At 42.8% G+C, this 24,820-nt stretch carries 21 protein-coding genes and 1 pseudogene; 16 read left to right on the top strand and 6 right to left on the bottom strand.

All coding sequences use genetic code 11. From position 1 onward, the window contains the following. Positions 1-66: 66 nt before the first annotated feature. Both EWH91_RS04265 and EWH91_RS04260 read right to left on the bottom strand, forming a co-directional pair. Positions 67-1,332: a cation:dicarboxylate symporter family transporter gene (locus EWH91_RS04265; protein WP_129928780.1), complete on the bottom strand. Its 1,266-nt coding sequence runs from the start codon at positions 1,330-1,332 to the stop codon at positions 67-69. Positions 1,333-1,923: 591 nt separating this feature from the next. After that, positions 1,924-3,525, bottom strand: a complete 1,602-nt coding sequence (locus EWH91_RS04260) for a DUF7309 domain-containing protein (RefSeq protein ID WP_129928779.1) — start codon at positions 3,523-3,525, stop codon at positions 1,924-1,926. Between the two features lie 410 nt (positions 3,526-3,935). On the opposite strand from EWH91_RS04260, the gene EWH91_RS04255 reads away from it, so the two are divergent. Further along, a complete protein-coding gene (locus EWH91_RS04255) occupies positions 3,936-4,181 on the top strand; it encodes a DUF6429 family protein (protein WP_129928778.1) in 246 nt (81 codons plus the stop codon). 460 nt (positions 4,182-4,641) lie between these two features. Here the strand turns inward: EWH91_RS04255 and EWH91_RS04250 are convergent, their stop codons facing one another. Beyond that, entirely contained in the window at positions 4,642-5,238 is a 597-nt protein-coding gene (locus EWH91_RS04250; RefSeq protein ID WP_129928777.1) for a plasmid pRiA4b ORF-3 family protein, read from the bottom strand. A gap of 926 nt (positions 5,239-6,164) precedes the next feature. Here EWH91_RS04250 and EWH91_RS04245 point away from each other — a divergent pair. From EWH91_RS04245 to EWH91_RS15155, 9 genes and pseudogenes are all read left to right on the top strand, one after another. After that, positions 6,165-6,416 carry a hypothetical protein gene (locus EWH91_RS04245; RefSeq protein WP_129928776.1) on the top strand — a complete coding sequence of 84 codons (252 nt, stop codon included), beginning with the start codon at positions 6,165-6,167 and terminating at the stop codon, positions 6,414-6,416. After that, a complete protein-coding gene (locus tag EWH91_RS04240) occupies positions 6,413-7,978 on the top strand; it encodes a ribonuclease YeeF family protein (protein WP_129928775.1) in 1,566 nt (521 codons plus the stop codon). Before EWH91_RS04245 ends, EWH91_RS04240 begins: the two co-directional genes overlap by 4 nt. Before the next feature lie 140 nt (positions 7,979-8,118). After that, positions 8,119-8,661, top strand: a complete 543-nt coding sequence (locus tag EWH91_RS04235) for a hypothetical protein (RefSeq protein WP_129928774.1) — start codon at positions 8,119-8,121, stop codon at positions 8,659-8,661. Further along, positions 8,658-8,951 (top strand): DUF4176 domain-containing protein, encoded by a 294-nt coding sequence (locus tag EWH91_RS04230; protein ID WP_129928773.1) that lies wholly within the window; start codon positions 8,658-8,660, stop codon positions 8,949-8,951. Before EWH91_RS04235 ends, EWH91_RS04230 begins: the two co-directional genes overlap by 4 nt. 1,524 nt (positions 8,952-10,475) lie before the next feature. Further along, the gene (locus tag EWH91_RS04225; protein ID WP_129928772.1) at positions 10,476-12,395 is read left to right on the top strand and encodes a dynamin family protein; all 1,920 of its coding nucleotides are present in this window, start codon (positions 10,476-10,478) and stop codon (positions 12,393-12,395) included. A gap of 17 nt (positions 12,396-12,412) precedes the next feature. Continuing rightward, positions 12,413-14,320, top strand: coding sequence for a dynamin family protein (locus EWH91_RS04220; RefSeq protein WP_129928771.1), 1,908 nt, complete (start codon positions 12,413-12,415; stop codon positions 14,318-14,320). Then, positions 14,283-16,100: a dynamin family protein gene (locus EWH91_RS04215; protein WP_129928770.1), complete on the top strand. Its 1,818-nt coding sequence runs from the start codon at positions 14,283-14,285 to the stop codon at positions 16,098-16,100. Before EWH91_RS04220 ends, EWH91_RS04215 begins: the two co-directional genes overlap by 38 nt. Further along, complete coding sequence (locus EWH91_RS04210) at positions 16,097-16,483, top strand: hypothetical protein (protein ID WP_129928769.1); 387 nt, start codon at positions 16,097-16,099, stop codon at positions 16,481-16,483. Before EWH91_RS04215 ends, EWH91_RS04210 begins: the two co-directional genes overlap by 4 nt. Before the next feature lie 221 nt (positions 16,484-16,704). Further along, positions 16,705-17,519: pseudogene (locus EWH91_RS15155) on the top strand (IS30 family transposase); the annotation flags it as partial. Positions 17,520-17,802: 283 nt separating this feature from the next. Here the strand turns inward: EWH91_RS15155 and EWH91_RS04195 are convergent. After that, complete coding sequence (locus EWH91_RS04195) at positions 17,803-18,414, bottom strand: hypothetical protein (protein WP_129928767.1); 612 nt, start codon at positions 18,412-18,414, stop codon at positions 17,803-17,805. After that, entirely contained in the window at positions 18,407-18,601 is a 195-nt protein-coding gene (locus EWH91_RS04190; protein ID WP_129928766.1) for a hypothetical protein, read from the bottom strand. The genes EWH91_RS04195 and EWH91_RS04190 overlap by 8 nt, the downstream gene beginning before the upstream one ends. A gap of 263 nt (positions 18,602-18,864) precedes the next feature. Between EWH91_RS04190 and EWH91_RS04185 the strand changes: the two genes are divergently transcribed. The 5 genes from EWH91_RS04185 (at position 18,865) to fliT (ending at position 23,003) form a co-directional block, all read left to right on the top strand. Next, entirely contained in the window at positions 18,865-20,115 is a 1,251-nt protein-coding gene (locus tag EWH91_RS04185; RefSeq protein WP_129928765.1) for a flagellin N-terminal helical domain-containing protein, read from the top strand. Positions 20,116-20,265: 150 nt separating this feature from the next. Continuing rightward, entirely contained in the window at positions 20,266-20,637 is a 372-nt protein-coding gene (locus EWH91_RS04180; RefSeq protein ID WP_240697250.1) for a flagellar protein FlaG, read from the top strand. Positions 20,638-20,661: 24 nt separating this feature from the next. Then, the gene (locus EWH91_RS04175) at positions 20,662-22,242 is read left to right on the top strand and encodes a flagellar hook-associated protein 2 (protein ID WP_129928764.1); all 1,581 of its coding nucleotides are present in this window, start codon (positions 20,662-20,664) and stop codon (positions 22,240-22,242) included. 19 nt (positions 22,243-22,261) lie between these two features. Continuing rightward, the gene (gene fliS / locus EWH91_RS04170; RefSeq protein ID WP_129928763.1) at positions 22,262-22,657 is read left to right on the top strand and encodes a flagellar export chaperone FliS; all 396 of its coding nucleotides are present in this window, start codon (positions 22,262-22,264) and stop codon (positions 22,655-22,657) included. Further along, positions 22,614-23,003 carry a flagellar protein FliT gene (fliT, locus tag EWH91_RS04165; RefSeq protein ID WP_129928762.1) on the top strand — a complete coding sequence of 130 codons (390 nt, stop codon included), beginning with the start codon at positions 22,614-22,616 and terminating at the stop codon, positions 23,001-23,003. The genes fliS and fliT overlap by 44 nt, the downstream gene beginning before the upstream one ends. Before the next feature lie 299 nt (positions 23,004-23,302). Here the strand turns inward: fliT and EWH91_RS14440 are convergent, their stop codons facing one another. Continuing rightward, positions 23,303-23,452 carry a hypothetical protein gene (locus EWH91_RS14440; protein WP_165364232.1) on the bottom strand — a complete coding sequence of 50 codons (150 nt, stop codon included), beginning with the start codon at positions 23,450-23,452 and terminating at the stop codon, positions 23,303-23,305. A 399-nt stretch (positions 23,453-23,851) separates the two neighbouring features. Between EWH91_RS14440 and hpf the strand changes: the two genes are divergently transcribed. Beyond that, positions 23,852-24,403 (top strand): ribosome hibernation-promoting factor, HPF/YfiA family, encoded by a 552-nt coding sequence (gene hpf / locus EWH91_RS04160; RefSeq protein WP_129928761.1) that lies wholly within the window; start codon positions 23,852-23,854, stop codon positions 24,401-24,403. Positions 24,404-24,820: the final 417 nt, after the last annotated feature.

Here is a 24,820-nt window from a genome sequence, read left to right as displayed (position 1 = left end):
GCAGCCCGATGCGTTCAACTTTTGGGATTCACATCATCCTCCGGGTTCCCCGCAGCGTGGCCTGTTTCACGCTAATTTATGCTGAGAGAGAAGATAGGCCTCTGACTTTTTCTGATCAAACACACCTTCTGATTTGGACATGACTACTGAGGCGAGTGCATTGCCGACGACATTGACTACAGTCCGCAGCATATCCAGAATACGGTCAATGCCGGCAATGAATGCGACGCCTTCCAGCGGCAGTCCCATCGACCCCAGTGTCGTCAAAAGGACAACGAACGATGCTCCGGTCACGCCGGCCATTCCTTTCGATGTCAGCATCAGGATAACAAGAAGAGTCAGCTGATGGCCGAGGGAAAGGTGAATACCGTAAATCTGTGCAATGAACAGGGCGGCAATCGACTGATAGATTGCCGATCCATCCAGATTGAACGTATATCCGGTCGGGACCACAAATGACGTGATGGATTTCGGACAGCCAAACCGGACCATTTTATCCATCAGCCTGGGCAGGACCGCTTCCGAACTGGCAGTTGTGAAGGCAAGAAGCAGTTCGTCTTTTAGAATGCGGAACAATGTGAAAATACGTGTTCCGGCAGCTCGTGCGATCAGCCCGAGAACGAGGAGAACAAACAAGATCATCGTCCCGTAAATGACAAGCACCAGTTTGCCGAGCGGGATCAGTGAAGAAAGACCGAACCGGGCCACATTGACGCCAATCAGCCCGAACACACCGAATGCCGCAAACTTCATGACCAGATTAGTGACCCAGTACATCGCTTCCAGCGTGCCTTCAAAAAAGTTCAGTACTGGTTGTCCGCGTCTGCCGATCGATGCCACGCCGATTCCGAAAATCACTGAGAAAAAGATAACCGGCAGCAGATCGCCCTGCGCCAGTGACTGAAACACATTACTCGGGATGATGTCGACAAAATGGCTGACCACCCCTGTCTGCTCACTCGATCTGGCTGTCTGTTCATAAGTGGAAATGTCCCCCTTCGAAAGACTTGATAGATTAATGCCCGACCCCGGATGGAATACGTTGGCGGAAATCAGACCGATCCCGAGTGCCAGCGTTGTGATGATTTCAAAATAGATGATCGTCTTCCCGCCGAGTTTCCCAAGTTTTTTCACATCACCGACACTGGCGATAGAGACAATCAGTGCCGACACAATAATCGGAATAACGATCATCTTGATCAAATGAATAAAAATGTCACCGAATGGCTGGAGGATAGCTATCGCTGTTTCATTACCATAAAAAACAGCGCCAACCACAATCCCCAGGATCAGTCCGGCGAAAATCTGCGTTGCCAAACCAAATTTCTTCAATTTATTTAACCACCTTTACCGTCTGCTGTTCTCTGTCTCTGTCCTTAACGATGAACGATCCAGGTAACCGGGCGTGCGGCCCTTATGATTGTGAGAGCAGTCACAATATAATCAGGCAAACATCATGCAGAAGCATAACCCCGGAAATTTTATTATACAACAGGATCGCCAATGCACAAATTGCACAGTACATTTGATCGGTCGGGGACTTGCATGACGGGTTTGAGCAGTTAACAGTGTGGTTAATAGTCTTTTTAGTAAACCGGATAATTTTTGAGAATGTCGTCCTGATTTTTCCTGACGGATGCGGCCGGAATCTGTCGATCGGGTCACATTTGCGCGTGACACAGGCTTTTTTTCATATTCACAAATTAGACAAATAAATGTACACTTAAATGTAATGGGAACGCAGCCATACTTCTGATCGGACGGCAGGCAAGAGCATAGGATTTTCCTGTGACAGATAAATAAAGGCGACGAAAAATGGGTAAAAAAAGATGACGTAATTTGTACGGTAAAGTGTGGCCATCCACATTCAGACATAAATCACCGAATTGAAAGCAATCTTCCAGACCAACTTCTGATGGCATATCATGGTAAATTTCCCATCTCATCCTCCATGGCAAGCAGCATAGCTGATAACCCCCGGAGATTTGTCGACTCGTTGCAGAAGATACCCAGTATTTTACAGACGGGTTGGAGGATATGCCGCATGTCGCTGCTATCAATCAAGATTCCGCTCGGACGACGTCCAAGTTCCTGAATCAGTTCAAGGAACGATAGACGGATGAAGCGAGCGTAAGCCTCTTTATCGATTTCTTTCTCAGGAGGGACTAATGCGAATTTCATTATCTGTCCGTTTTGATGATCCACCATTAAATAGATTTTTGGATAGTAGGGACATGGATCGTTTTCAGACTTAACCGGGACAGGGGCATAGCGGACGCCAACCTCCGCCCAGACGTTCAACACAGGGCTGCTCTTTTTCAATTGTTTCAGGCTGAATCCCAGGTCACCCAGTGGGACATCGGTGGAATATTTCCGTATTTCCGTTTCACGGTCCGGCGTGAACAGGGTGTCCAGCTTCGTCTCAGATGTATCGTGGAACGACCGTAGAAACCACTGTTCATCCTGATAGTGTGGAATAGATCGGGGCGACTTTTTTGCTTGAATAGCTACATCTGTAATCTGCTCAAGAATGGCCGACATTTGCCGAATCTCATTTTGTTTCAGGAAACATGGCGCCATCCCAGGCGTAAAGCTGCGAAACATCGGCCATTCTCCCTCGTCCGGGTAAAGGCCCAGCTCTTCAAACAATAACCATTCTTCCGGTGACATGTCTTCCTGGCCGGTAAATGAAAGATTCAGTCCACGATTACGACGGTAAATCTCCGGCATTTCTTCTTCATTGATCGTTTCATACGTCTCATTCACACGTGCCAGTCCTGTTTTCCCCAGATAAACGGCCAGGCCAAATAACATATTGTCGGCGCCGAGGATGAAGCAATAGGCCCGGTCTGTATAACCTGGCAGATCCAGAGCAATTACCTGATCGGAATCCAGCCACTTCCAGGGCGCCAGTTCCCTGTAACGGCTGGCGAAGTCGATCAATATCCGCCAGTCATCGGCATTCTCTGTCAGATCAAATAATTCTTCGTTATATAGTTCAAAAAGATCATTCATTTCATCAACAACTTCGGAAGGGTCTGCAAATAACACTGCTTCCCGGTCATCCTTCCTGATTTTTTCGTTCAGATAGTTGAAAAATCCCTGACTGATTTTTACACATTTCGGGAAATTGCCCTGGTCTGAATGGATACGCTTTTCAAGAAGAATCTCATAGACATCACTGCCGAATTGATAGGTTCCCTTATCACCAGAGTTGCACAGAAAATTTTCAAGTATAAAATCTTCTTCTTCTAATAGCTCTTTATCGGTCGCAGTATCCCATGAATCAATAGAAGAAACAATCTGTACGGTGATCGGGAGAAATCGTTGGATCTCACCAGCGAGACCTCTCCGATTATCCGGGTTTTCAGGCATCTCAAAAATATGCGGTTGATCCTCTTCGTAATCGAATACATCCTGTAAATAATCATTGAGATCTTCAAAAGTGCTGTCGCTTGTTACTTGCAGACGCGCCCAGATTGGAGGATGCACCTGCTTCATCGTTATTTTTAACTGGTAAATCATGGATGGATCCCTTCTTTCTCATGGACTAAGGAAAGGCTGTTCAGAGGCCTGCGGGGTTCGCCACTTCATCTGGTTATTTTGCCCGCTTTGATCCGAATCCAGACCGGAGGATGATATGTTCCGCGAAAAATCAGTTTAAGCTGCTCGATTAACCTGTGTAATAAGACCAGCTATTCAACTGCTATTTTACGACGTGAGGTCAAAGTTGGCCGGGTGATCAGCTCATCCAACAGGCAGAGGATGTGGACCCACATTAATTCAGTTTGACCGGGGGCAGATTCAGGGAAGTCATGTGGCGATGAAATTCAGACTGACTATCGCATAAACCATATTTTACACTTAAAATGGAAGTAATGGCTCATAAACTGGCAATTATTGCTGATGTGCATGATGAAGGGAGGATTCATTTGATGAATCATAGCGAACAACTGATCAGGAGTCTGACGATGATACTGCTGTATCTGACTTCCTGGGAAGAAAACGATTTCGAGCGACGTGATCTGCGCGCCTGGAAAGGCTACGACTTTGACGTTCTCAATGAGCTGGAAGATAAAGGCCTGATCAGCGGCAGCCACAAGGCAAAATCTGTTTATCTTTCAGAAAAAGGGATTGCTGTTGCTAAAAAGTTGCTGAAGGATTACGGGTTGAGCAGGTAATCCGTTTCTTCTATTTTACGGATGATTACTTTGCCTGAGGGATCATTAATCTGTTTTTATTATAAAAGGATGATAAATTAAAAAGCTAATGCATGATTTTCGGGTTAAAGCGTTTAATTTGTCGCAATCGCGCTCTATTCAGTATATCTTGCAGGCCAGGATACATTTTTTAACTTTTTCCGGCTGAAATGGGATAGGAGATATCACAGATCACTATTGCAAGGAAAGGATTTGCCATTATATTCTGGTTAAGGTGCTATGGGTGAACGATGGGGAAGAAAGCATTTAAGTTTTTCATCAGGATTCTGGAGATATTCCCCAGATCAGGTCTATAAAATGCTGATCAACTCAGAATTCAGATCTCAGAATATTTCCTCTGACCCCGAATGAGCAGAAATTCAAACATTCCTGATACGCTCATTAGAAAATCGACAGGAAATCTAGTTGATCATCCTGGGAGTTACTTTAAAGAAATTTTCCTGAAAGACTGATTCACCGTTTTAACCCATGCTTTCGGATTCGTCTCAATGACGTCTGCAGACTGAACGTCGGGATGGTCACGGGTCCATTCGCCCTGTTCCGTCATGAAATCAACATAGCCGCGACTTACCTTGATGCAGCGTGGATAGGAAATATTTTTCTCCGCACGGTGCTTTTCCTCAAGTCGCACATTTACTTCCCAGTCCTCTTCAAAGTCATAGGTATAGACTGCCTTGTCGCCCGGATTTTTCAGAAAATTTTTCAGCTTGCATTTCTCTTCATCCAGAATTTCATCAAAAGCATCATCAAAATCGTCCGCTGGTCCAATATGTTTGGTCGGTAACATATACTTTACAGCGAACTCAACCAGATGATTCAAATCCAGACCGCCGACTTGCTTATCCGTATTCTGAGGGTTCGGAACTTCAAAATCATGCAGCATGATATCTCCCCAGTCAAATGCGGCCTGAATCAGTTCATGAAGTCCTCTAAAGGTCATATTCTGATCCACTTCGATTCGAATCCAGACCGGAGGATGATGTGTTCCACGAAAAGTCAGTTTAAACTGATCGATCATATTCAAGACCACCTCTGTATAAGTTTGAGTATTTAACGGCTATTTTACAACGAGACGCCGGATCGGACAACTCATCCAACGTGCAGTCGGCTGCTATCCGGCCATACCTTCTGACTCCTCAGGACCAGGACTGCTTAGATGACAGATTTCAGTCCATTCAGTGATGATAGCTGTCAAAAGGGCTTCTCCTCCGGCCTCCAGATCCTGTTGATTCAGCTTTTGTGGGGACATCATCGTCTTGCTGTACTGATTCCCCGGAAAGTGGATCGATATATACCGGTTCTTCATGCCAAATCTATCTGGTAAAATAGTCCTGATTTTTTTAGCTGATTCTGTCGCATTCAATCGAATGAGCAACATGAGAGTTTTGTATTTAGGTATTTTACCGCATTCACAAATCAGACATATATCTTTAAAATAAAATTAATTGTTGAAAATGAAAGCGCAGTCATCTTTCTGAAAATTAGTATTGCTCCTTTTCTGTGGACTCTAGATCTCTAGATCTTTAAATGGCAGCCCGAATCGAACCGACAGCATATCTTCGCATAAAATATAGACAGGATTCCGGGGTCACCGGTGAATGATTCAGCGGGCTGGACGGGCTGATCAGCCGGAACTCATTTGTGGGCTTCGGTTTTTCCAATTGCAGGGTGTTAAATGTAAAAGCATTAATGTTAATTAGAACCTTGATCGTAAAAGAGGTGCCGGGACGGTGAGTACTTCGGGAACGATGAATTGGGTTTTTCAAAACCTGTCCAATCAGTTAACTGAAGTCAACGATAAAATTGTGCGACTCAAGCAGGCAAAATAGAAGTTTCAGGACAGTCAACAGGTCTGGGTGATTTACGCACCCTGACTACTGGATGAGGTCACACGCGGCAACGGATTTCTGAGGAAAATCCATCAATGAAAGGACGGGCGTTTGTATGGACAGGATCGAACTGAACCATGATCACGTAAGCGGACGAGTTGAAACTGCCGGGATAGCTCTGAATCAGTTGTCACTCCATGCACCATCCGGACAGGGCGTCGGTCATCTGGCGATTACGAATGACCCAGGAGCGGGAAAAGATGGTTCATCAGCTTATATCGCCATACATAGAAGATGTGCGCAAGAACCTCGCAGACATAAGGACAACGTGGATCTACTCAAACGTCAGGACGAGGTGATTAAATGAGGATTAAACTCGAATCAACCGGAGGCGGCGGAGGGTTTTCGGATACACAAACCTTTGAGGCTCAGTCGCTGATCGATGCCGCCAAAGCGCGTGCAAAAGCGTACGAAATCCTGAGAGATCAGTTTGAAAATCTGAAAACAGCGTTCCAACAGATCACATCTCTTGGCAGCGACTTTCAAGGCCAAGGCGCAGAAGCAATCAAGCGTTTTTACGCAGCTCAGATTGATGTTGTAAACGCCTGGCTGCGCCTGATCGACAAGCAGATCGCTTTTTTCGGCGGCATCCCCGGCCGGATTGACGACAAGAATCTTGGCGGGGATACCCTTGTCCGGATTCCGTTTCTCGAACAAGATCTTTCCTATTCTAACATGCGTTCGAGCCAAATTGTGGATCGCGAACGTGCGGACATCAAGGCGATTCTCGACAGCATCTCCGACCTGGTCCAGCTGAACGTCTTTTCAACACGTACCATCGAACATACCTTGGATGAAGCGGAAAGCAAGCGCCGAAAGATGATCAGCGACGTCCGTTCATTGGATCAGGAACTCGTCAATGAATACAGGCAAATGGACGGTGACATTCAGTACATCGCAAGCCTGTACAACGAACTGATCAACGCCACCACACAAGGTGCCGATGTCCAGCCGATGCATTTTAACGCTGATGACTATCGCCAAAGTGAGATCTATCAGCTGCAGGATGAGATGGTACTCCTCTCTCAGAATTATCTAGAGACAAAAGCGAAGCAGGAAGAAGCCCGGCAGATGCGTTTGGCGGAAGAGGCAAGAGAAAACCTGTCTTTTGACAAAAAAATGGACTTAATAAATAGCAAGGGCATCAATCGAGATTTGGGAAAGAGTCAGCCAGATAAAATAGATGAATTAGATCCTGAATCTAGATTGTTTTTAAATAAAGCTGAAACAGATTATAAAAATGGAAAGATTGATAAAGCAACTTATGACTCGATAAAATCTGGGATCCTTAACACAGGAGCCGCTTTTATAAAGAATGCTATAGAAAACAAAGTGACACAAGAAACATCAGAAAGAATAGCAAACGAAATTAATATATGGATACGGGAAAATACTGCTCACTTTATGGATAGAGGATTATTAGGAGCTACGGTAGGTGGTGGTGTTGCGATCATTCCTGAGCCCCCATCCCTATTAAGTAAAGTTATCCGGTCTGGAGCAGTAAATGCTGTTCCGATAATAGGTGCTGTCCTGGACTTTAGTGTTCAAGTGTCCCGTGGAGAAGTTGTGACCGATGCTGCGGTCAAGACCGTTGGACATATTGGGGCTGGTGCAGCAGGTGCAACTATAGGAACTGCTATTGGCGGGCCTATTGGTACTGTGGTTGGGTTTATCGTCGGTGTTGCCGGATCCATGTTGTTTGACGCAGTTTATGATAATAAAGAAAAAATAGCCAGCCAGATTAGCAACATCGTTGATAGTGCAGAGGATACAGGTAAGAGTGCGATTAAGTTGGTCACCGATAAAGGGAAAGAGGTTGGCGATGCTGTGTCTGGTTTCTTTGGAAATTTAAGCACTGCTTTCTGTTAAAAGCAGGAACTGAAAAAGTGTATAAACAATTAATCCCTTTTATAGAAAAAGTAGTAAGGACCAATAAGGATCAATGATTTTTTTAAATAAAATCCGGTAAGCTATATAAAACTAATCATTGTATAAATAGGAGTGAGACAGTGTTTAATACACGAGTTCCTTTTTATAGAGAAAAAGAAAATTATACATTATTTTATGATGTTGATAAAAATCAATTATATCGATTACCTCATACAAAGAGAAGCAGCGGTCTATACATTATTGCTTTTTTATTGGTTCTGTATGGTTCGTATACGTTGAATGATATTTATCAAAATTATCAAGGATTTATGATCAATCTCGCTCTATCTCTAATCACATTGCCTTTAAGCTTTGTTATCGCGAAAATATTTTATAAAGGTTATTACATACAGGATCAAATGAGCAATATATATATCGATCAAGCAAATCTATTGAACTATGCTGTACAAGGAAATGAGCAATTACACCGAGAGGTATTCGGAATTCTATTTGCGCTTGTCATTACTATCATCTGCTTTATTATATTTTTTGTGATGGGTCTTCTCCAGTCATTAGTTATCGGAGTGATGGGATTTGTTGCCGTTTGGGTGTTTGTGTTTATGAAGCCGTATTCCCGAATAAGACTATATAAAAAGGTACAAAGGGGAGAAATAAAGTTATGAAACTATTGCCCATCGGAAGCGTTGTTCGGTTAAAAAGTGGAGATGTGAAATTGATGGTTTTAAACCGGGCACCCCTTTATAACAATAATGGTGTAATTGGTTATTTTGACTATTCTGCATGTATATACCCAACAGGCAAAGTTGAAGACCAGGTATACTTTTTCAATGATGAAAATATAGCCGAGATTTATTTCGAAGGTTATCAAGATGAGCAGGAGGAATTGTTTCAGAAACAGTATCGCTTAAAAATGAAAGATACGCCCTTTATTAGGTTCTCGGTAGAAAATTAAATTCGTTTATTTGTTAGCAGAAAGCGGATGAGTTGAAGCTGCCGGGATAGTCCTGAATCAGCTGTCACTCCGTGCGCCATCCAGACAAAGCGTCAGCCATCTGGCGATTACGAATGACCCAGGGGCGGGAAAAGTGGTTCATCAGCTGATTTCGCTCTACATAGAAGGCATGCATAAGAACCTTGCAGACACACAGGCCAACATGGATATGCTCAAACGCCAGGACGAGGTGATTAAATGAGGATTAAACTCGAATCAACCGGAGGCGGCGGAGGGTATTCGGATACACAAATCTTTGTTTGAAAACTTGACAATTCGGGGAAATGATGCTTTTGTTTCAGATTTTTACTGTGGAAGATATTTAATTAGCCTATATTCCGGGAAAATACTTGCAAATGATATTGTTAAATAATAATGATCAAATCCATATTTTTTGGCAAAATTGTCTGTGATGATTTCCCTGGATCGCTTTTTGACCACTGCACGGTCCCAGTCGGTCAGAAGGGATTCATAATAAAGATTGCAGCCGGATAAGAGTTGGGGTACGTGCAATCATTTTCAGGCGGACGTCATCCAATTATTTGCGGATAAATTTCAGTGAAGTTCAGGCTCTCTGAAGTAGTATCTTAATTTCTGCTTCAAAATAATCTTCATCCCCATTTCCCCTCAGCTGACCATCTGATCACCTGTGGATTTATTATATCTGAGTGGGGGGGCTTTCAGTGAGTTCTGATGGGGTAAGAAAATTTTACAAGATCGCGAGAAGAAGCAGGAAAGGAAGTGGGAACAATTGTCCTGCAGCCTCGTTGTAAATGTGCCTGTAACTTTTATATTAGGGAAAATAAAAACAAGGACGGCCAAATGTGTAGCCCGTTGTCAAGGCACGTTTTTTTGGAGCTTTTTTCGATGTAGCTATTTGAGACATCAATCGTTAAAAAAAGCGATGTAACCGACATCAAAAAGAGCGATTGGGTATTGATTCTGATCTGCTTTCCAGTAATCGGTTTTTCCTGATTAAAAAAGTGCAGACTTCCCCCTCTCAGATTGTTTCCTCTTCTTAATTGAAGGATAGGTCGCTGCTTCTTGGGAAACGAGGCAGCATACTTTTCCCAGTTGATTCTCCCTGACGTGACCGACGGCCATTTCCAACCGTACGCAGCGTGCCAAGTTGCATCAGATCCCCATCTTCTTTTCCCCTCGGATCGAATGCTACTCACAACCCAATTGGTTATCAATCCGACTGTTGACCCGTTCAATGGCGCTCCGATTGTTATACAGCCGTGTCCATTTGTAACTGTCCCGAGCGATTGTGGTAAACCGCCTTCAGTAGGTCTGCAGTTTCATCCGGGAAAATGGCTACACAATCATCTTTTCTCATTGAATGGTCATATCTCTGGAAAACATGAATCCCAGGGTTAGAATAAATGTTTAACATTTCTAAATGGCGACCGATAATTAAAATGTAATGGGTCGCATTACCTATTGAATTGCATTCAGGTTTTGTTCTGAAAGACAGGTGACGGGATGCAGACTTCAGGTTTAAAAGATTGGACAAAATATATTCAGAAGCTGAAGGATGATTTAAATACTGTTCCTGAAATGCAAGAAATGGGACAGGAATTGGCGGATTGGCAAAATGGGCAAACAGAACGGCCGCTTAATGTGATGATTATGGGTGAGGCGAAGTCAGGAAAATCCACATTTGTGAATTCGATTTTTGGGGAACAGGTCGTCGCAAGTGATATATTGCCGAAAACGTCCATTGTTACAATGTTTAAGTATGGCGTTCAAAAGAAGATGGTTATTTATTTGTTGGATGGACGCATCATAACGTATGAAAATAATCAATTCGCTGATTTAAGTAACGAGTCAATTGATAAAGAAATCGACTGGGTGGAAATGTATTGGCCATTGGATTTTCTTAAAGAGGTGACGATTATTGACTCTCCTGGCTTAAATTCTCAGTACGCTTACCATACCAGGAATACGGAACGCTTCTTCAATCGTGTGGATGTAGTCTTATGGGTTACTGATTGTCGTACGATACAGACGCAAGTGACGCATCAATACTTAGAAAAATTGATGCATAATCATCTTCCAACAATTATGGTCATCAATCAAATTGATAATTACGATGATGAAGAAGAAGAACAAGAATTAGAAGAGTGGCTTACTGAAGAGCGTGATTCGTTTATCGATCAATATCATTTAATTGATGTGATTGGTATTTCTGCGGTGTACATACTCAAAGGAAAGATTGAAAGGGATCCGACGTGGCTGGAGATTGGACGATCACAAAGTGTGTCCGATGTATTCAATAAGTTAAAGAATGGGGCTATGGATCTTAAGAAGAAAAACGCATGGCGCTTTTTAATCTATTTACAATGCTGTATTTTGGCACGAGTAAAGATGTTGACAAAGGATCTACATATTGAAGAAATGTATTTATCTTTTGATGCATTGTCGCAGTCATGGAATACGATTCTTGATAAAAAAGATGAAATAAATCATTTTATTGAGTATCATCAGGTGAAAATTCAAGAATTAGCATCGTATATTGCAACAAATAAATCTTTTTTATCACTTGTATCGGATGAAAAGCATGCACAGCTTTGGCTGGATACCATGGGTACTGGACAGTCTCCAATGGTATCAATAAAAATAAAAGAATTAAAAAGACAGCTTTCAAATAAGATACAACACATAAATACTGAAAAAGAGAAGCTAGTTCAGAGGTATAAACAACTTCAAACCGATATAAATATCTTTACAGAGTCTGGAGCCTATCGAACATACCCTCTTTTTAACCATGCCCAGCTTGATCAATTTGAATATGAAATAAGAATGTTTAACGTACAGGTAGAAGAGTATCGAAAATGCCTTGAAAAAGAAAACGTCAAGCAGGACGATTTTATTGAACAGCTTTCAACCACAATCCAGTTCATTAATTTCAACAACAGACAAGTACTTCACAATAAAATAGAGGACTTGAACCAATTGGTAAAAGTGAACAAACAGTATTATCTTCAAAAAATCGGTCTTTCATTTTTTCAAACCATCAACCTTCTTTCTAAAATCAGCAGCACGATTATATCTATAAATAATAGTGTATTGACTAAAGAAGGGATGGGAGAGATCGAAAGAAAGAACCTGGAAGAGCTGATACATAGCTTTGAACCTTTTCAGATGGATTTGAAATTGGCGACGCAGCAGAAAATATTTGAAGCACTGATAGATGAACCGTTACTGTCAGATCGTTATATTTCAATTGACTATTCAATTTCAGAATTTTCTATGATTGATACTTGGGAGCATTCTCCCCTTAACACCATTCAGACATTACCTTTGTCGTCATTGAATCAAATAAGAGTCAATGTAATAAAAATGCGTATTTTGCTTCTTTGTTGTATTGGAATCATCATCTTTTTTTATCTATTTAAATGACAGGGGAGATGTGATCTATGGCCTTTTCATTAGAACACTATGCTGAAAGGAAGAGACAATTCTTTGCTAAAGCGGAAAAAGTGATTAAAATCCTTATTACAAAAAAGGATGAAGAAACCATTCAACAGATCAATGACTTGTTAGGCGACATTGAGAATGGAAAGTTCGTTCTTACAGTTATTGGGGAGTTTTCAAAGGGGAAGTCTACCTTTTTAAACAGTTTGTTTGGCAAACGCCTGCTGCCATCAAAAGTGACCCCGACAACAGCATTGTTAAATAAAATCATCTATAAAGAACAACAAAGTATTATTGTTTCGGTCAATGGTCAAGACCATAGCATTTCAGAAGAGACGTTCAAAAAGCTGATTGCGCCAAAAGAACCGAATAGTGATGATCGTGAGGCGTTTGATGCCTATCAAAAACAAATTGACTCACTCAATCAAATCGATCAAGTCACAATTGGTTATCCACTTCCTTTTTTAAGTAACGGTATCTGTATTTATGATACGCCCGGCTTTAATGATCTTGATGAAAATAGGAGCCAATTGACTAATACAATCATTCCTCAATCAGACGCAGTAATCTTTATGCTGAATGCACGCAGGCAGCTTTCACAGTCAGAACGCAGTTTTCTCGAAAATCGAGTACTCACTCAAGATCTTGGTAAACTATTTTTCGTGATTAACTTTAAAGACCAGTTGGACTCAGCAGCTGATGTGGAAAGAGTTCGCCAGGAAGTATTAAGTCATCTGCCATCTAAAATTGAACAACCTAAACTGTTTTTTATCTCTGCCAAATATGCGTTGAATTTCCGCAGGGAGCAAAATGGAGAAGTCATAAAAAGTGCTCAATGGAAAATGAGAAACTCCACTATTGTAAGAAACCTCGAGGAAACGGGAATACCGGCACTTGAACGAGCACTTGGCCAATTTTTGGAGGAGGAAAGAGGATACGTCAAAATATTTCGAGCAGATCTTCAATTGAATCATTGGATTGACCGCATGATTAATCAAGATATTCCATTAGAAATGCTAAGTTTTCACCAACGTGTAGCTGATGCAGATCAAAAGCAGAAAGAGCTTAAGCTTAAATTGGATCATGCTCGTGCCGAAAGAGAACGATTGATGAAATCGATAAAATCCAATAGCAAGAAGGAATTGGTGGAAATAAAAAAAGCCTATCAACAACGGCTTGAAGGAATATCACACACTGCTTTAAAGGAATTAGAGAAACAAGCAGGCAGCTACAAAGAGATGGCCCAAGCAATCGAAGATAAGGTGTCTCCATTAGAAGGGATACTTTCTGAGGATCTATTGAAATGGAAAGGATCGTGGGCGAACGATGTGATTCAGAAATGTGCCGCACATATGAGTAACGAGCTTTCGCAAAACTATCGCTCACTAGCAAGTTCATTCAATGTTCAGGTCGATTCAAATCATGATCTTAAACTAACAGATACGTTTGATTCATTGGCGGATACGGTCTATAAAAACATTATGGATCTTGCACCCTATTCTGCGCTGGCAAACGCTGGAAAAGCAGTTGTTAAATTTATTGGATTTATTGTAAGAAAGATAAAAGGCGCTGATGATCGGGAACGGTTGAGAGAACGTATAAATGATCAATTTGAAAAATCAATTCCAAAAAAAGTGGAGTACTTAGAGAAAAGTTTTAAGAACATGCAAAAACAATTATTAGATAAGATTACGCTGAATATGGAAAAAGAGCTCAAAAAAATGCAAGAGCTATTTTTGAAAATGCTTAGGAATGCTGAAATAAGCCATGACCGGGCAATTCGAGAAATAAACCAATTGAAAGAGCAACAGGAAGAATTAAGAGCATGTATGGAAATAAACCCATTATCGGAACAGCTGGAGGGAGCACAAAATGATTACGCAGGAACAGTCTCTGACAACTATCATTAATGAATTAAAACAACAAACAATAACATGCAAATTGAGTGGAACGATTCGTGAAAAGCTGGCGACACTCAGTTCGGATATGAAGACGAGCCAATACAATATCGTCGTGGTTGGGGAATTTAAACATGGTAAATCAACATTTATTAACAGTCTGCTCGGTCAAGATTTACTCCCAACAGATATTTTACCAACAACAGCAGTCATTCATCGAATTTTTAAAGGGGACAAGGATGAACTCATTGTCCATAACCAAAAGGGTGAGATAGAGAATTTTGGCCTTGATAAAGATGTGATACAGCGTTTTACAGCAGAACATGCTCAGTCACCCGATCAAGTGAAGTATATTGACCTGTCGCTATCTAAAGTCCCGTTTGATCAGAATATTGTCATTGTCGATACACCCGGAGTGAACGATCTCAATCAGCAAAGAGCAGAAGTTGCCTATGATTTTATTCCTCGCTCAGACGTTGTTTTATTTGTTCTTGATTCCGGTGCTTTTCTAAAAAGGACGGAAGAGGAGTTTATCAGGGAAAAGCTTTTGAACCAGGATTTAAATAAGATTGTTTTTATCGCTAATTTTATCGATCGTTTGGATGAGGAGGAAACAGACCTTGATGAGCTGGCTGAAGAATTCAAACGGCGAATTACACATTCTCTTGGTTTACCTCAGCCATCACTGTATCTATTATCATCGCTAAGTGCCTTGCAGGGACGAATGGAACAAAATGATGAACTCGTCTCTTTTTCCGGAATTCTCCCGATTGAGAAAAAAATCACAGAATTGACTGAGAGCGGAACACGTGCGCAGGAGAAACAGTCTGCTTATGTCTATCGAACGATTCATATTCTAAGACAAATGAATCATGAAATAAGTACACGACTTGTGACAGGAAGACAGTCAACGAAGGAATTAACTGCTGTACTGGAAAACTTAAATTCATGGGAACAAAAGAAGAATGAAACTCTTCAGTCGGTTCATGACTACGTTCAGTTAAGAGAAATGGAAATACATCACCTAATTGAAAAATCAATTAACAACTTGAAAGAACGCCTTTCAGATGAAGGTTTTCAGACAATCAATAATTTTGACAGCCCAGATGTTAAGCAGCTAACGGAAAAAATTCTACCACAGCTCTCAGAACGCTTTATTAAAGGCTGGCTTGAAGAATACTCCCCATACATTCTTGAACTATTGAACAAACTCAACCTTTCCATCGAAAAAGGATTAAATGACTATTTTAACAGCACCATTGAACTTGGACCAGCCGGTGGACGAAAACTATCATCCAATGAAAAAGTGAACGTGAATGTTGATTCAGGAATGGATACAACGATCACATCTGGATTGATTGCAGGCGGTATTGCCACCGGACTAGCTGCCATTTCATTGCCACTGTTTATTCCATTACTCGCAATGGGCGGTTTTCCGATTTTAAGAGATATTATGAAAAAGAACAAACTCGGGAAATTAAAGCCGGAGATCAAGAAAGAGTGGGCGCGTATTGTCCCCGAGTCCATTGATAGATTCTATGAATCTATTTGTGACCAAGTGGACCAACTCATCCAAAATACCGTTACCAATACACAAGAAATCTTTGATCAGAAAGCGGCGATTCGTCGGCAAATTATTGAAAACACGCAGCAGGAGAATGCACGAGAAGCAGAGGAATTGGCAACACAGGAACAGGTTTTGCTGGCAGCACAAAGAGATCTGGAGCAACTTGATGCCCAACTGCAAATGCTGATTTTTAAAAGTGAACCAAAAGGAGAGAAAAATGAATGAGTTTATTTGATGGAAATATGTCAGATTCAAATGAAACACAGCAACCAAACGGGAGTGAAGCAATCCATTCCCCAGTACATTCTTTTGGAAACGATTTTGTAAACCATGGCTTTGATCCAACCCCTGATTTTACAGCAGGAAACGAACACACGCATAGCTACCAAGATATCATGCAGCAAAATGACCCACTAAAACTGGTACATACGATGCATATGGAACCATTAGAGTTAGGAAAAACATTTGTCCATCCACATGATGTCAATCATTATACACGCCAGGACGGAACACCAGTTCATGGATACTGGCGCGATGGAGATGGAGATACATCATTTGACAGAAACGTATCACAAGGCGGCGGGTATTTGAGGGATTTACCGGAATGAATCTATAAATGTCCTAACATCAAGATTGTGGATGAGAAAGCTGGAAAATCCTTTTTATGAATGCGATTTTTGGTAAGGAACTTGTGTGGAGTGATTTTAATTAGCTGTCGTGACACGATCTAAATTTGTAGTAAAGTATTAAAGCCAAATTTATGAAGGCCAGTTTAAAATCAAATTAGCCAGTTAGGTTGGAACAGTAAAACACCATCATAAAATCCTGGGGGATAACCACTCAGATCGGCGCCAATCATCGATGCTTTCAGGCTTACTTTCCGGAGACCGGGCAGGCCATCTATGAACGCAATCGCCGTCATTGTGGACGCCGATTCAAACTGGCGGCTGCTTCGGATTTCATCGCCCATGCCGAGAAAAAGATCCTGTCCTCAGAAAAAGGGTCTCCGGACGCGGTTTGTGGCGCAGCCGGAAGGGATCCGAAGTGGAAAAACAAGGTCAGGGTCTGCACGCGAACGTTATACGATTATATTGATCGCGGATCCCTGAAAGTCAGGAACCTGGATCTACCCAACAAGCTCCGTTATCGTTCCAAAAAATCTGGACATCGGCCCAATATCAAGCACCTTGGGGACAGTATCGACAGCCGGCCTGCGAGGGTCCAGAAGCGCAAGCAGTTCGGGCACTGGGAGATCGATACCGTGCTCGGTACAAAATCCGGTGAGGACGATGTGCTCCTGACCCTGGTGGAAGCAAGACCCGTGACACGATCTCCCAAAAGATTGACGGCAAAGATCCGGATTCAGTAGACTATGCCATTAAACAGTTGATTCGTCAATTTGGCCCACTGTTCGGCCACGTCTTCCGGACGATTACAGCCGACAATGGCAGCGAATTTGCAGGCTTGACGAACAGCTTGAAGGATCAAGCGACACACGTCTACTACACGCATCCATACGCCGCCTGGGAACGGCCAACGAATGAGCGTCACAATGAGATGATCCGTCGGTTCATTCCAAAAGGCCGGCCGATTGAAAATAACTCCCGGACGTTCATCCGCCAAACTCTACTAACATTTGAAAACCACCTGTCGTTTTTAATTAGATGGTTTCCAGTATTTCCAGGTTCATTCATTTTAATCAGCGAAGAAGCCCAAATATTGATATAAAATATTCCGTGGGAAAATCATGATATATTTAAGGAAACGCATCCATTGGGGATGTGAGACAAGGGATATCAAAATAGAAAAGACTGGACAGCAGCAGGTATTCAAAATCCATATATTTTTCGACAAAAGTGAGGAAGCTGCGAAGGAACTTTTGAAGAAGTACGGGTGAGGGCAAGGATTGTTAAAGGTCGGATTAAGCTTAAGAAAGCCTTAGTGCAGCAAGAAACTGGTCTCCTTTAGGCTTTTTGTTCAGCTGTATTTTTCGAAAATGATACAATTTAGCCCTCCCGTATTTTTTCTCGTAGGAAGAGGCATCCATGGAATAAAAATCATCGAGAAAAGTATTATCAGCGTCATATTCCACAGAGACGGTACGTATATACGTTCTGGAGTTGATATCCTTTGCAAGTGAGAGAAAAATGGTTAAAAGCTCGTCCCCAGGAACGATGCCTTTATAACGGTCTGCTCGTCCAAACTGGCAGAGTAACAGAGTTGGAAAAGTTTCATGACCGTCTTTGAATCCGGTAACATACTTGTGCGATGAGTTTGAAACATCATTTATTATGCTGAAACTGCTAATGTTAAACGAAAAAAAGCCGATGATATCACGAGGTTCATACTGATTAACGACTAAATATGTTTTTGCAAATTGTCGGACATCATTCGATATTGCTCGCTGGTTCAGAAAGTTTTGCACATCAGGGTTTTTCACGCAAGAAAAAGAGGAGAGTAATTGATTTACCTCCTCTTTTGTACTTGTTTGGATTAAGTCGGATAGTTCAAAGATACCCATTTTGATCTTGTCAGTCACTTTTTTTTGACTCCATAAATTTTTCTGCATTTGATAGCTGTTCTTTTTTTGATATTGAAAGAAAATGAACCATTAACTGTGAGGGCTTGACTTCTACAGGTCTACTGTTCATCAAATGGTTAAAGTCTTTTTGATTTACAAAAAACGTTCTGCTGTATTCATTGTTTTTGATGGTTTCTGTAGCCATGTCGTCTTTCACCTCCAGTTGTTTTTTCTTACCACTATTCATAATATCACCCCAGTGATTGATTTTCTACAGCTTCAACCTTTTTTGGTCGTTATAAACAAATATTTTTCTGATAACCCAATTATGATTGAGCAATAATTATTAAACATCCTTCCTCCTCTGACGATATATAAAGTGTAAGCAGTTGGGAAGGCGCCTTCCCAATTGCCAAACTACTAATCCACATGGACGTGGGAATTTACAATTCAGGGAGGAAAAAAGTTATGATTATCAATCACAACATTGCTGCGTTGAACACACTGAACAACCTGAGCAAGAACACCAATGCAACACAGAAATCTCTCGAAAAACTGTCTTCAGGCCTTCGCATTAATCGTGCAGGTGATGACGCTGCTGGTCTTGCCATTTCCGAAAAAATGCGTGGTCAGATTCGTGGCTTGGATATGGCAACAAAGAATTCTCAAGATGGAATTTCTTTGATTCAAACCGCTGAAGGTTCATTAAATGAAACTCATGATATCTTGCAACGTATGCGTGAATTGGCTGTTCAGTCGGCAAATGACACAAACACAGATGCCGATCGTACTGAACTTCAGAAGGAAGTTGACCAGCTGGCCCAGGAAGTTTCCCGCATTGGCAGAGATACAGAGTTCAATACACAAAAATTGCTTAACGGCAGTTTTGCAGGTACATTCCAGATAGGTGCAAACCAGGATCAGAATCTGAGTCTTTCAATTAACGATCTTCGGTCATCTGCTCTTGGGATCACTGGAAATGCTACGATTTCGCAAACTGTAGATTACGATGAAGGCACCAACACTACACAGGATATTGCAGACGGAACATATTCTATTTCCCGTAATATTACTGATGGATTTGATCTGAAGGATGCCAATGGTATCACTGTCGCTACTTCAACTGACGGTAAAGCATATACAGCATCAACTGGTGATGATAAAATTACTTTCACTCAGGAAGTGGATTCCGGATCTATAACAATTGCTAATGGAGAAGCTACAGGTGTTGCAAAATTTGGTTCTAAACTGGAAGCTGGGGAATATACGGCCAATGGTACCCAATTGACAGACGCTAATGGTAAAGTTATTGCCACATCATCCGATGGTATAACCTTTACAAGCACGACCGATGGAACGACCAATGTTCTAACCCTTGATGCCGCATTAACGGGTGATACGAAAATTTCTGTTGGTGGTGTTGACATTTCCAATCAGTCAGCGGCGAATGCAGCTATTACTACTTTTGAGTCTGCAATTGAATCAGTATCCAGTGAGCGCTCTAAACTCGGTGCTTATCAGAATCGTCTGGAACACACAATCAATAACCTGAGCACTTCTTCGGAAAACCTGAGCGCTGCTGAATCACGTATCCGTGACGTGGACATGGCGAAAGAAATGTCCAATTTCACGAAGAACAACATCTTGAACCAGGCTGCTCAGGCAATGCTCGCACAGGCGAACCAGCTTCCGCAGGGCGTTCTGCAGTTACTGCGGTAATTCATTTAGAAATTACATTTTATCAGAAACGGATCTCCATCAATGGAGGTCCGTTTTTCCTTGAACGAAGCGGCTCACGTCTTAACTTTTTTTGATAGACGCCGATATTATCAATAGGAAAACAAGTGGACAGGTTGAGGAGGGCTGGTCATGGGTATTGATGTGGCGGGGAGTGCATCGGTGACTCATCATCAGAAGGTGCAGATTGCAATGCCGGACATGGTGGACTCACGGGCCATTGCGGAAGATAAAAATTCAGTCAGTAAACCTGATGAGGAAAGAATTTACACATCTTTCACAAAAAAACAACTGGACGATCTGGTTAAGGATGCAAATAAATTACTCAGTTCAAATATAACAGAAATGCGATATGTACTTCATGATAAACTGAATACATACTATATCCGTCTTGAGGACGCGGTGACGCATGAAGTGATCCGGGAAATTCCTCCAAAAAAGTTCATGGATATGTATGCGGCAATTGCGGAGAAACTTGGGTTAATTGTAAATAAACGGGTGTAAGTTTTTTATTGAGAGGTGGTCAGAATGGCTGATTCAACGAGCGGTGTATCCATTAATTCGATTAACAGTATGATCGGTTCGACAAACAGCAACCGGGTCAGCGGGCTTGCCAGCGGGATCGACGTGGACAGTATCATGACGCAGATCATGACGGCAGAGAGCCAGCCGATGATTCAGATGCAGCAGCAACTGCAGCAGACGGAGTGGCAGCGCGATGATTATCGCTCGATAAATACACTGCTCAGTAACCTTGAGGATACGATTTTTCCGATGAAGCTGCAGAGTAGCTATCTGACGAAATCAGCAACATCGAGTAATGATTCGATTGTCTCAGCGACAGCCACTCCAAATGCCGGGAATACAACGTATAAATTATCAAACGTTGAAATGGCAGCTTCAGCAAGTGCTGTAGGTGGAGAGATTACTACTAATCCTGATTTTGATCCGGATAAAAGTCTGGCAAGTCAGAGTGAATTTTTAGGTAGTTTACCAGAGAGCATCACTTTTTCAATTACGACTTATGATGAGAATGGAAAACCGATTACCCCGGATCCACCATTTTCCTTTGATCCCGGTACAACGTCGTTAAATGACATGCTGAAAACTATTTCTGATTCCAACTTAGGTGTCAATGCGTTTTATGATCCTTTTACTCATAAAATAGCTATGACACGAAAGGAAACTGGAAAATTAAATCCAAATGGATCGGATATTGAATTCAGTGGTGATTTTATTACCAATACCCTCAAAATGACTAGTACTGATGCTAAATTTACTGATGGATCGGACGCGAAATTCACTATAAATGGACTGGACACGCACCGCCACTCAAACACGTTCACTGTCGGCGGCGTCACCTACACCCTTCAGGGAAATACCGCACCGGGTGAAACGGCAACGGTTCGTGTTGACAACGACACGGAAGCCGTATTTAAAAAGATCACGGATTTTGTCGATCAGTATAATGACACGATCGCAAAGATCAATGACAAGATTTCAGAGAAACGCTATCGCGACTATCCGCCTCTGACCGATCTTCAGAAATCGGAGATGAAAGATTCGGACATCGAGAACTGGACGAACCGGGCGAAATCCGGCATGCTGGCGAGCGACAGTATCCTGACCGGCGCGCTGGCGCAGATGCGTCAGGATATCTATTCATCAGTCAGTGGAACGGGTAATGATGAGATGGATCAGCTCGCTGAGATCGGGATCACGACGAGTACCGATTATCTGGAACACGGCAAGCTTGTTGTCGATGAGGCAAAGCTGCGTGAGGCGATCAGTACCGATCCGCAGGCGGTGATGAACCTGTTTACGAAACAGGGGACGACGGAAGCAGATCAGGGGATCATGCAGCGCCTCGACGGGACGCTGAAGAAAACGGTCGATCAGATTGAAGAGAAGGCCGGGAAGACAAGCTGGGTTGAAGATCAGTATTCAATGGGGCGCAGCATTAATGACATGAATGAACGGATTGCAGCTTTTAAGCTACGATTAATTGATGTCGAAAATCGCTATTATGCCCAGTTTGACGCCATGGAAGCAGCCATCCAGCAGGCGAACAGCCAGGCTGGTTATCTGCAACAGTTCATGGGACAATAAACAAGAGGGGGACAAAACCATGCCTGCAAGTGCATATAAAGCCTATCAACAGAATTCGGTCCTGACGGCGACACCGGGTGAACTGACCCTGATGCTTTATGATGGCTGCATCAAATTCATCAGGCAGGCGAAACTCGCAATGAATAAAAATGATATTGAAAAGAAGAATGTCAATCTGCAGAAAGCGCAGGCAATCATCCACGAGCTGATGGTGACCCTTGACCAGAAGCAGCCGGTCGCAAAAAGTATGATGCAGCTCTACGACTACATCTACCGCCGGATGATTGAAGCAAACCTGAAAAATGATCTGGAGATTCTGGATGAGGTCGAGGGACTGGTTACCGATTTCCGCGATACCTGGAAGCAGGTCATTGCGATCACGCAGAAAAATCAACCGAAACGGAACCGCGCGTAAGATGATGATGCAGGAGATTTACAATAAGACAGTGCAGATTGAGGACTTGCTTGGAAAACAGGAGCAGGTGCCGCGTGAGACGTTCATCAAACAGCTGCAGCATCTGCTTGATGAGCGCGGCCGGCTGCTCAGCCGGCTCTCCGGCACGTGCAGTGCCGATGAGCGGGCGATCGGCCAGCACATCATGGAGATCAATCAGTACATCAATCAGCAGCTGCGGTCCATCCGCCAAGACATCGTTCAGGAGATGCAGCAGTTTAAGCATCGGAAACGTACCGTCAGCCGCTACCGCAATCCGTACACCGGACCGACAAAAGATGGCATGTATCTGGATAAAAGAGAGTGACCGCTGACCGTGGATCAGTGGTTTTTTCCCCCGTATGAACAGGCAGTAAGCCCCCCCACCTCAGGGTAAAAGAGCATGCCCAGATGGCGGACGCAGCAATCTGATGGGTTCAACGAACAATCAGTGGGAGATGATGCAGGCTAAAAACGAGGGCCTCCTGTCGCAACGCCTGCACAAGCACGTCCTGTGTGCCCGAAACTCCCACTGATTGAAGTTTCATTTTAAAAAAATAAAACAGCCCATTCGATGGCATCTGTTGTCATCGAATGGGCCTTTCCGTGTTCATGTCGGTTTGTCTATTAGTCAGCAGCAACGGCTTCGCCTTCATTGTCTGCAGTTTCATCCGCATTCAGGCTGGCCAGGAACTGCAGATAGTTGTAGGTCGATTCTTTTTCATCATCATTCAGCTTTTCGAACAGTTCAATGATTTCTTCTTTTTGTACAGACATGTCATGTCTCCCCTTTTTGGTATAGGTTCACCGGCCGACAGCATCATCGTGAAAATCATCACAAAGTGTTCATCAGACAAAACCTTTATTCTACCACTGAGCAACAGGTTATCCTGTGAAACCCGTCACTTTCTGAGGGGGTTATCCCTCATTGCGTTTTTATTATATGTGTTAATCAGGGGAAGGTCAATAGAAAAAAGCGCTTTCATTGGCTTAGATTCTATTGATTTATTGCATGAAATCAGTACTTGTTTTGCATCGATGGCAATTTTGTGAACAAACGAAAAACTTTGTCAGATCCTTGTCGGTGAAAACGGGTGTTGTAATTTAATTTTACAGTTTGAGAAGGAATCAGGATGGGAATGTCGAAAGTATATAATATCGAAGGGAGGCTTTCTCATGGATATCAATATTCGGGGAGAAAATATCGCTGTTACACCGTCTCTGCAGAAATACGCGGAGAAAAGGATTGGCAAGCTGGAGAAATATTTCAGTGAGCCTCTGGCAACGAGTGCCCGCATCAACATGCGGGTGCACAACACAGAACAGGTGGTTGAAGTCACCATCCCGATACAGGGGCTTCTCCTGAGAGCTGAAGTGGGCGAAGAGGATATGTACACATCGATTGATCAGGCGGTTTCCAAACTGGAGCGTCAGATTAAGAAATATAAGACGAAGCTGTACCGCAAGAGCCGTCAGAACGACCGGCAGGTACGCGAAGCAGCCGGTGCAACCCTGACCAGGACGGCGGAACCGGAAACAGGGGAGGACGCGCCTGAAATCGTGCGCAGAAAGAGTTTTGTTCTGAAGCCGATGACGGTGGAAGAAGCGATCCTGCAAATGGACATGCTGGGACACTCATTCTTTGTTTTTAAAAATGCAGAAAGTAACACTATTAATGTCGTCTATCGCCGGAAAGACGGGCGGTATGGGCTGATCGATCAGGAATAGCATCAGGTGAAGAAGCAGGTCGAACGGGGAATCGGAAAGGAGACATCCTTTCCGGTTCTTTTTAGCGTGATAATGAGCGTTTGAATTCAGGCTGTCGTATCAGATAAATTAAGCCTGCAATGTGCCGCTCGGTCGTTTTCTTCATGCCCGGGTTTCAGAAAGAGAGCTGCCCGGTTGTTTTCAAGTATTTCAACTTGGCGTATAATGAAAGTTGTGTGTATTTCAGGGCTGTTTACGACATCAGGGTGACTTTCCCCCTGATCGGCGGAGTGCCCTGCGAAAAGATATACTGAACAGTGAATTTTCACCATTCTTTCATATATTGTCACTGTTCGGGAAGATTGTTACAATAGAAGGCATATGATTAGATCACGCCGGGAGAGTTGCCGGACGTGATTGAAGGTGAGTATTAGGGAC

It is taken from the genome of Sporolactobacillus sp. THM19-2 (assembly GCF_004153195.1).
Taxonomy (GTDB): domain Bacteria; phylum Bacillota; class Bacilli; order Bacillales; family Sporolactobacillaceae; genus Sporolactobacillus.
The sequence above is the reverse complement of the archived record's forward strand: the minus strand, read 5'-3'. Positions and strand labels throughout refer to the sequence as shown.

What these genes read in the sequence shown, in the direction of transcription:
- EWH91_RS04250 (WP_129928777.1), bottom strand. Translation starts at nt 5,238, where the DNA reads ATGATCGATCAGTTTAAACTGACTTTTCGTGGAACACATCATCCTCCG.
- EWH91_RS04185 (WP_129928765.1), top strand. Translation starts at nt 18,865, where the DNA reads ATGATTATCAATCACAACATTGCTGCGTTGAACACACTGAACAACCTG.
- EWH91_RS04215 (WP_129928770.1), top strand. Translation starts at nt 14,283, where the DNA reads ATGATTACGCAGGAACAGTCTCTGACAACTATCATTAATGAATTAAAA.
- fliS (WP_129928763.1), top strand. Translation starts at nt 22,262, where the DNA reads ATGCCTGCAAGTGCATATAAAGCCTATCAACAGAATTCGGTCCTGACG.
- EWH91_RS04245 (WP_129928776.1), top strand. Translation starts at nt 6,165, where the DNA reads ATGGACAGGATCGAACTGAACCATGATCACGTAAGCGGACGAGTTGAA.
- EWH91_RS04175 (WP_129928764.1), top strand. Translation starts at nt 20,662, where the DNA reads ATGGCTGATTCAACGAGCGGTGTATCCATTAATTCGATTAACAGTATG.
- EWH91_RS14440 (WP_165364232.1), bottom strand. Translation starts at nt 23,452, where the DNA reads ATGTCTGTACAAAAAGAAGAAATCATTGAACTGTTCGAAAAGCTGAAT.
- EWH91_RS04230 (WP_129928773.1), top strand. Translation starts at nt 8,658, where the DNA reads ATGAAACTATTGCCCATCGGAAGCGTTGTTCGGTTAAAAAGTGGAGAT.
- EWH91_RS04240 (WP_129928775.1), top strand. Translation starts at nt 6,413, where the DNA reads ATGAGGATTAAACTCGAATCAACCGGAGGCGGCGGAGGGTTTTCGGAT.
- EWH91_RS04255 (WP_129928778.1), top strand. Translation starts at nt 3,936, where the DNA reads ATGAATCATAGCGAACAACTGATCAGGAGTCTGACGATGATACTGCTG.
- EWH91_RS04180 (WP_240697250.1), top strand. Translation starts at nt 20,266, where the DNA reads ATGGGTATTGATGTGGCGGGGAGTGCATCGGTGACTCATCATCAGAAG.
- EWH91_RS04260 (WP_129928779.1), bottom strand. Translation starts at nt 3,525, where the DNA reads ATGATTTACCAGTTAAAAATAACGATGAAGCAGGTGCATCCTCCAATC.
- EWH91_RS04190 (WP_129928766.1), bottom strand. Translation starts at nt 18,601, where the DNA reads ATGGCTACAGAAACCATCAAAAACAATGAATACAGCAGAACGTTTTTT.
- EWH91_RS04225 (WP_129928772.1), top strand. Translation starts at nt 10,476, where the DNA reads ATGCAGACTTCAGGTTTAAAAGATTGGACAAAATATATTCAGAAGCTG.
- hpf (WP_129928761.1), top strand. Translation starts at nt 23,852, where the DNA reads ATGGATATCAATATTCGGGGAGAAAATATCGCTGTTACACCGTCTCTG.
- EWH91_RS04220 (WP_129928771.1), top strand. Translation starts at nt 12,413, where the DNA reads ATGGCCTTTTCATTAGAACACTATGCTGAAAGGAAGAGACAATTCTTT.
- EWH91_RS04210 (WP_129928769.1), top strand. Translation starts at nt 16,097, where the DNA reads ATGAGTTTATTTGATGGAAATATGTCAGATTCAAATGAAACACAGCAA.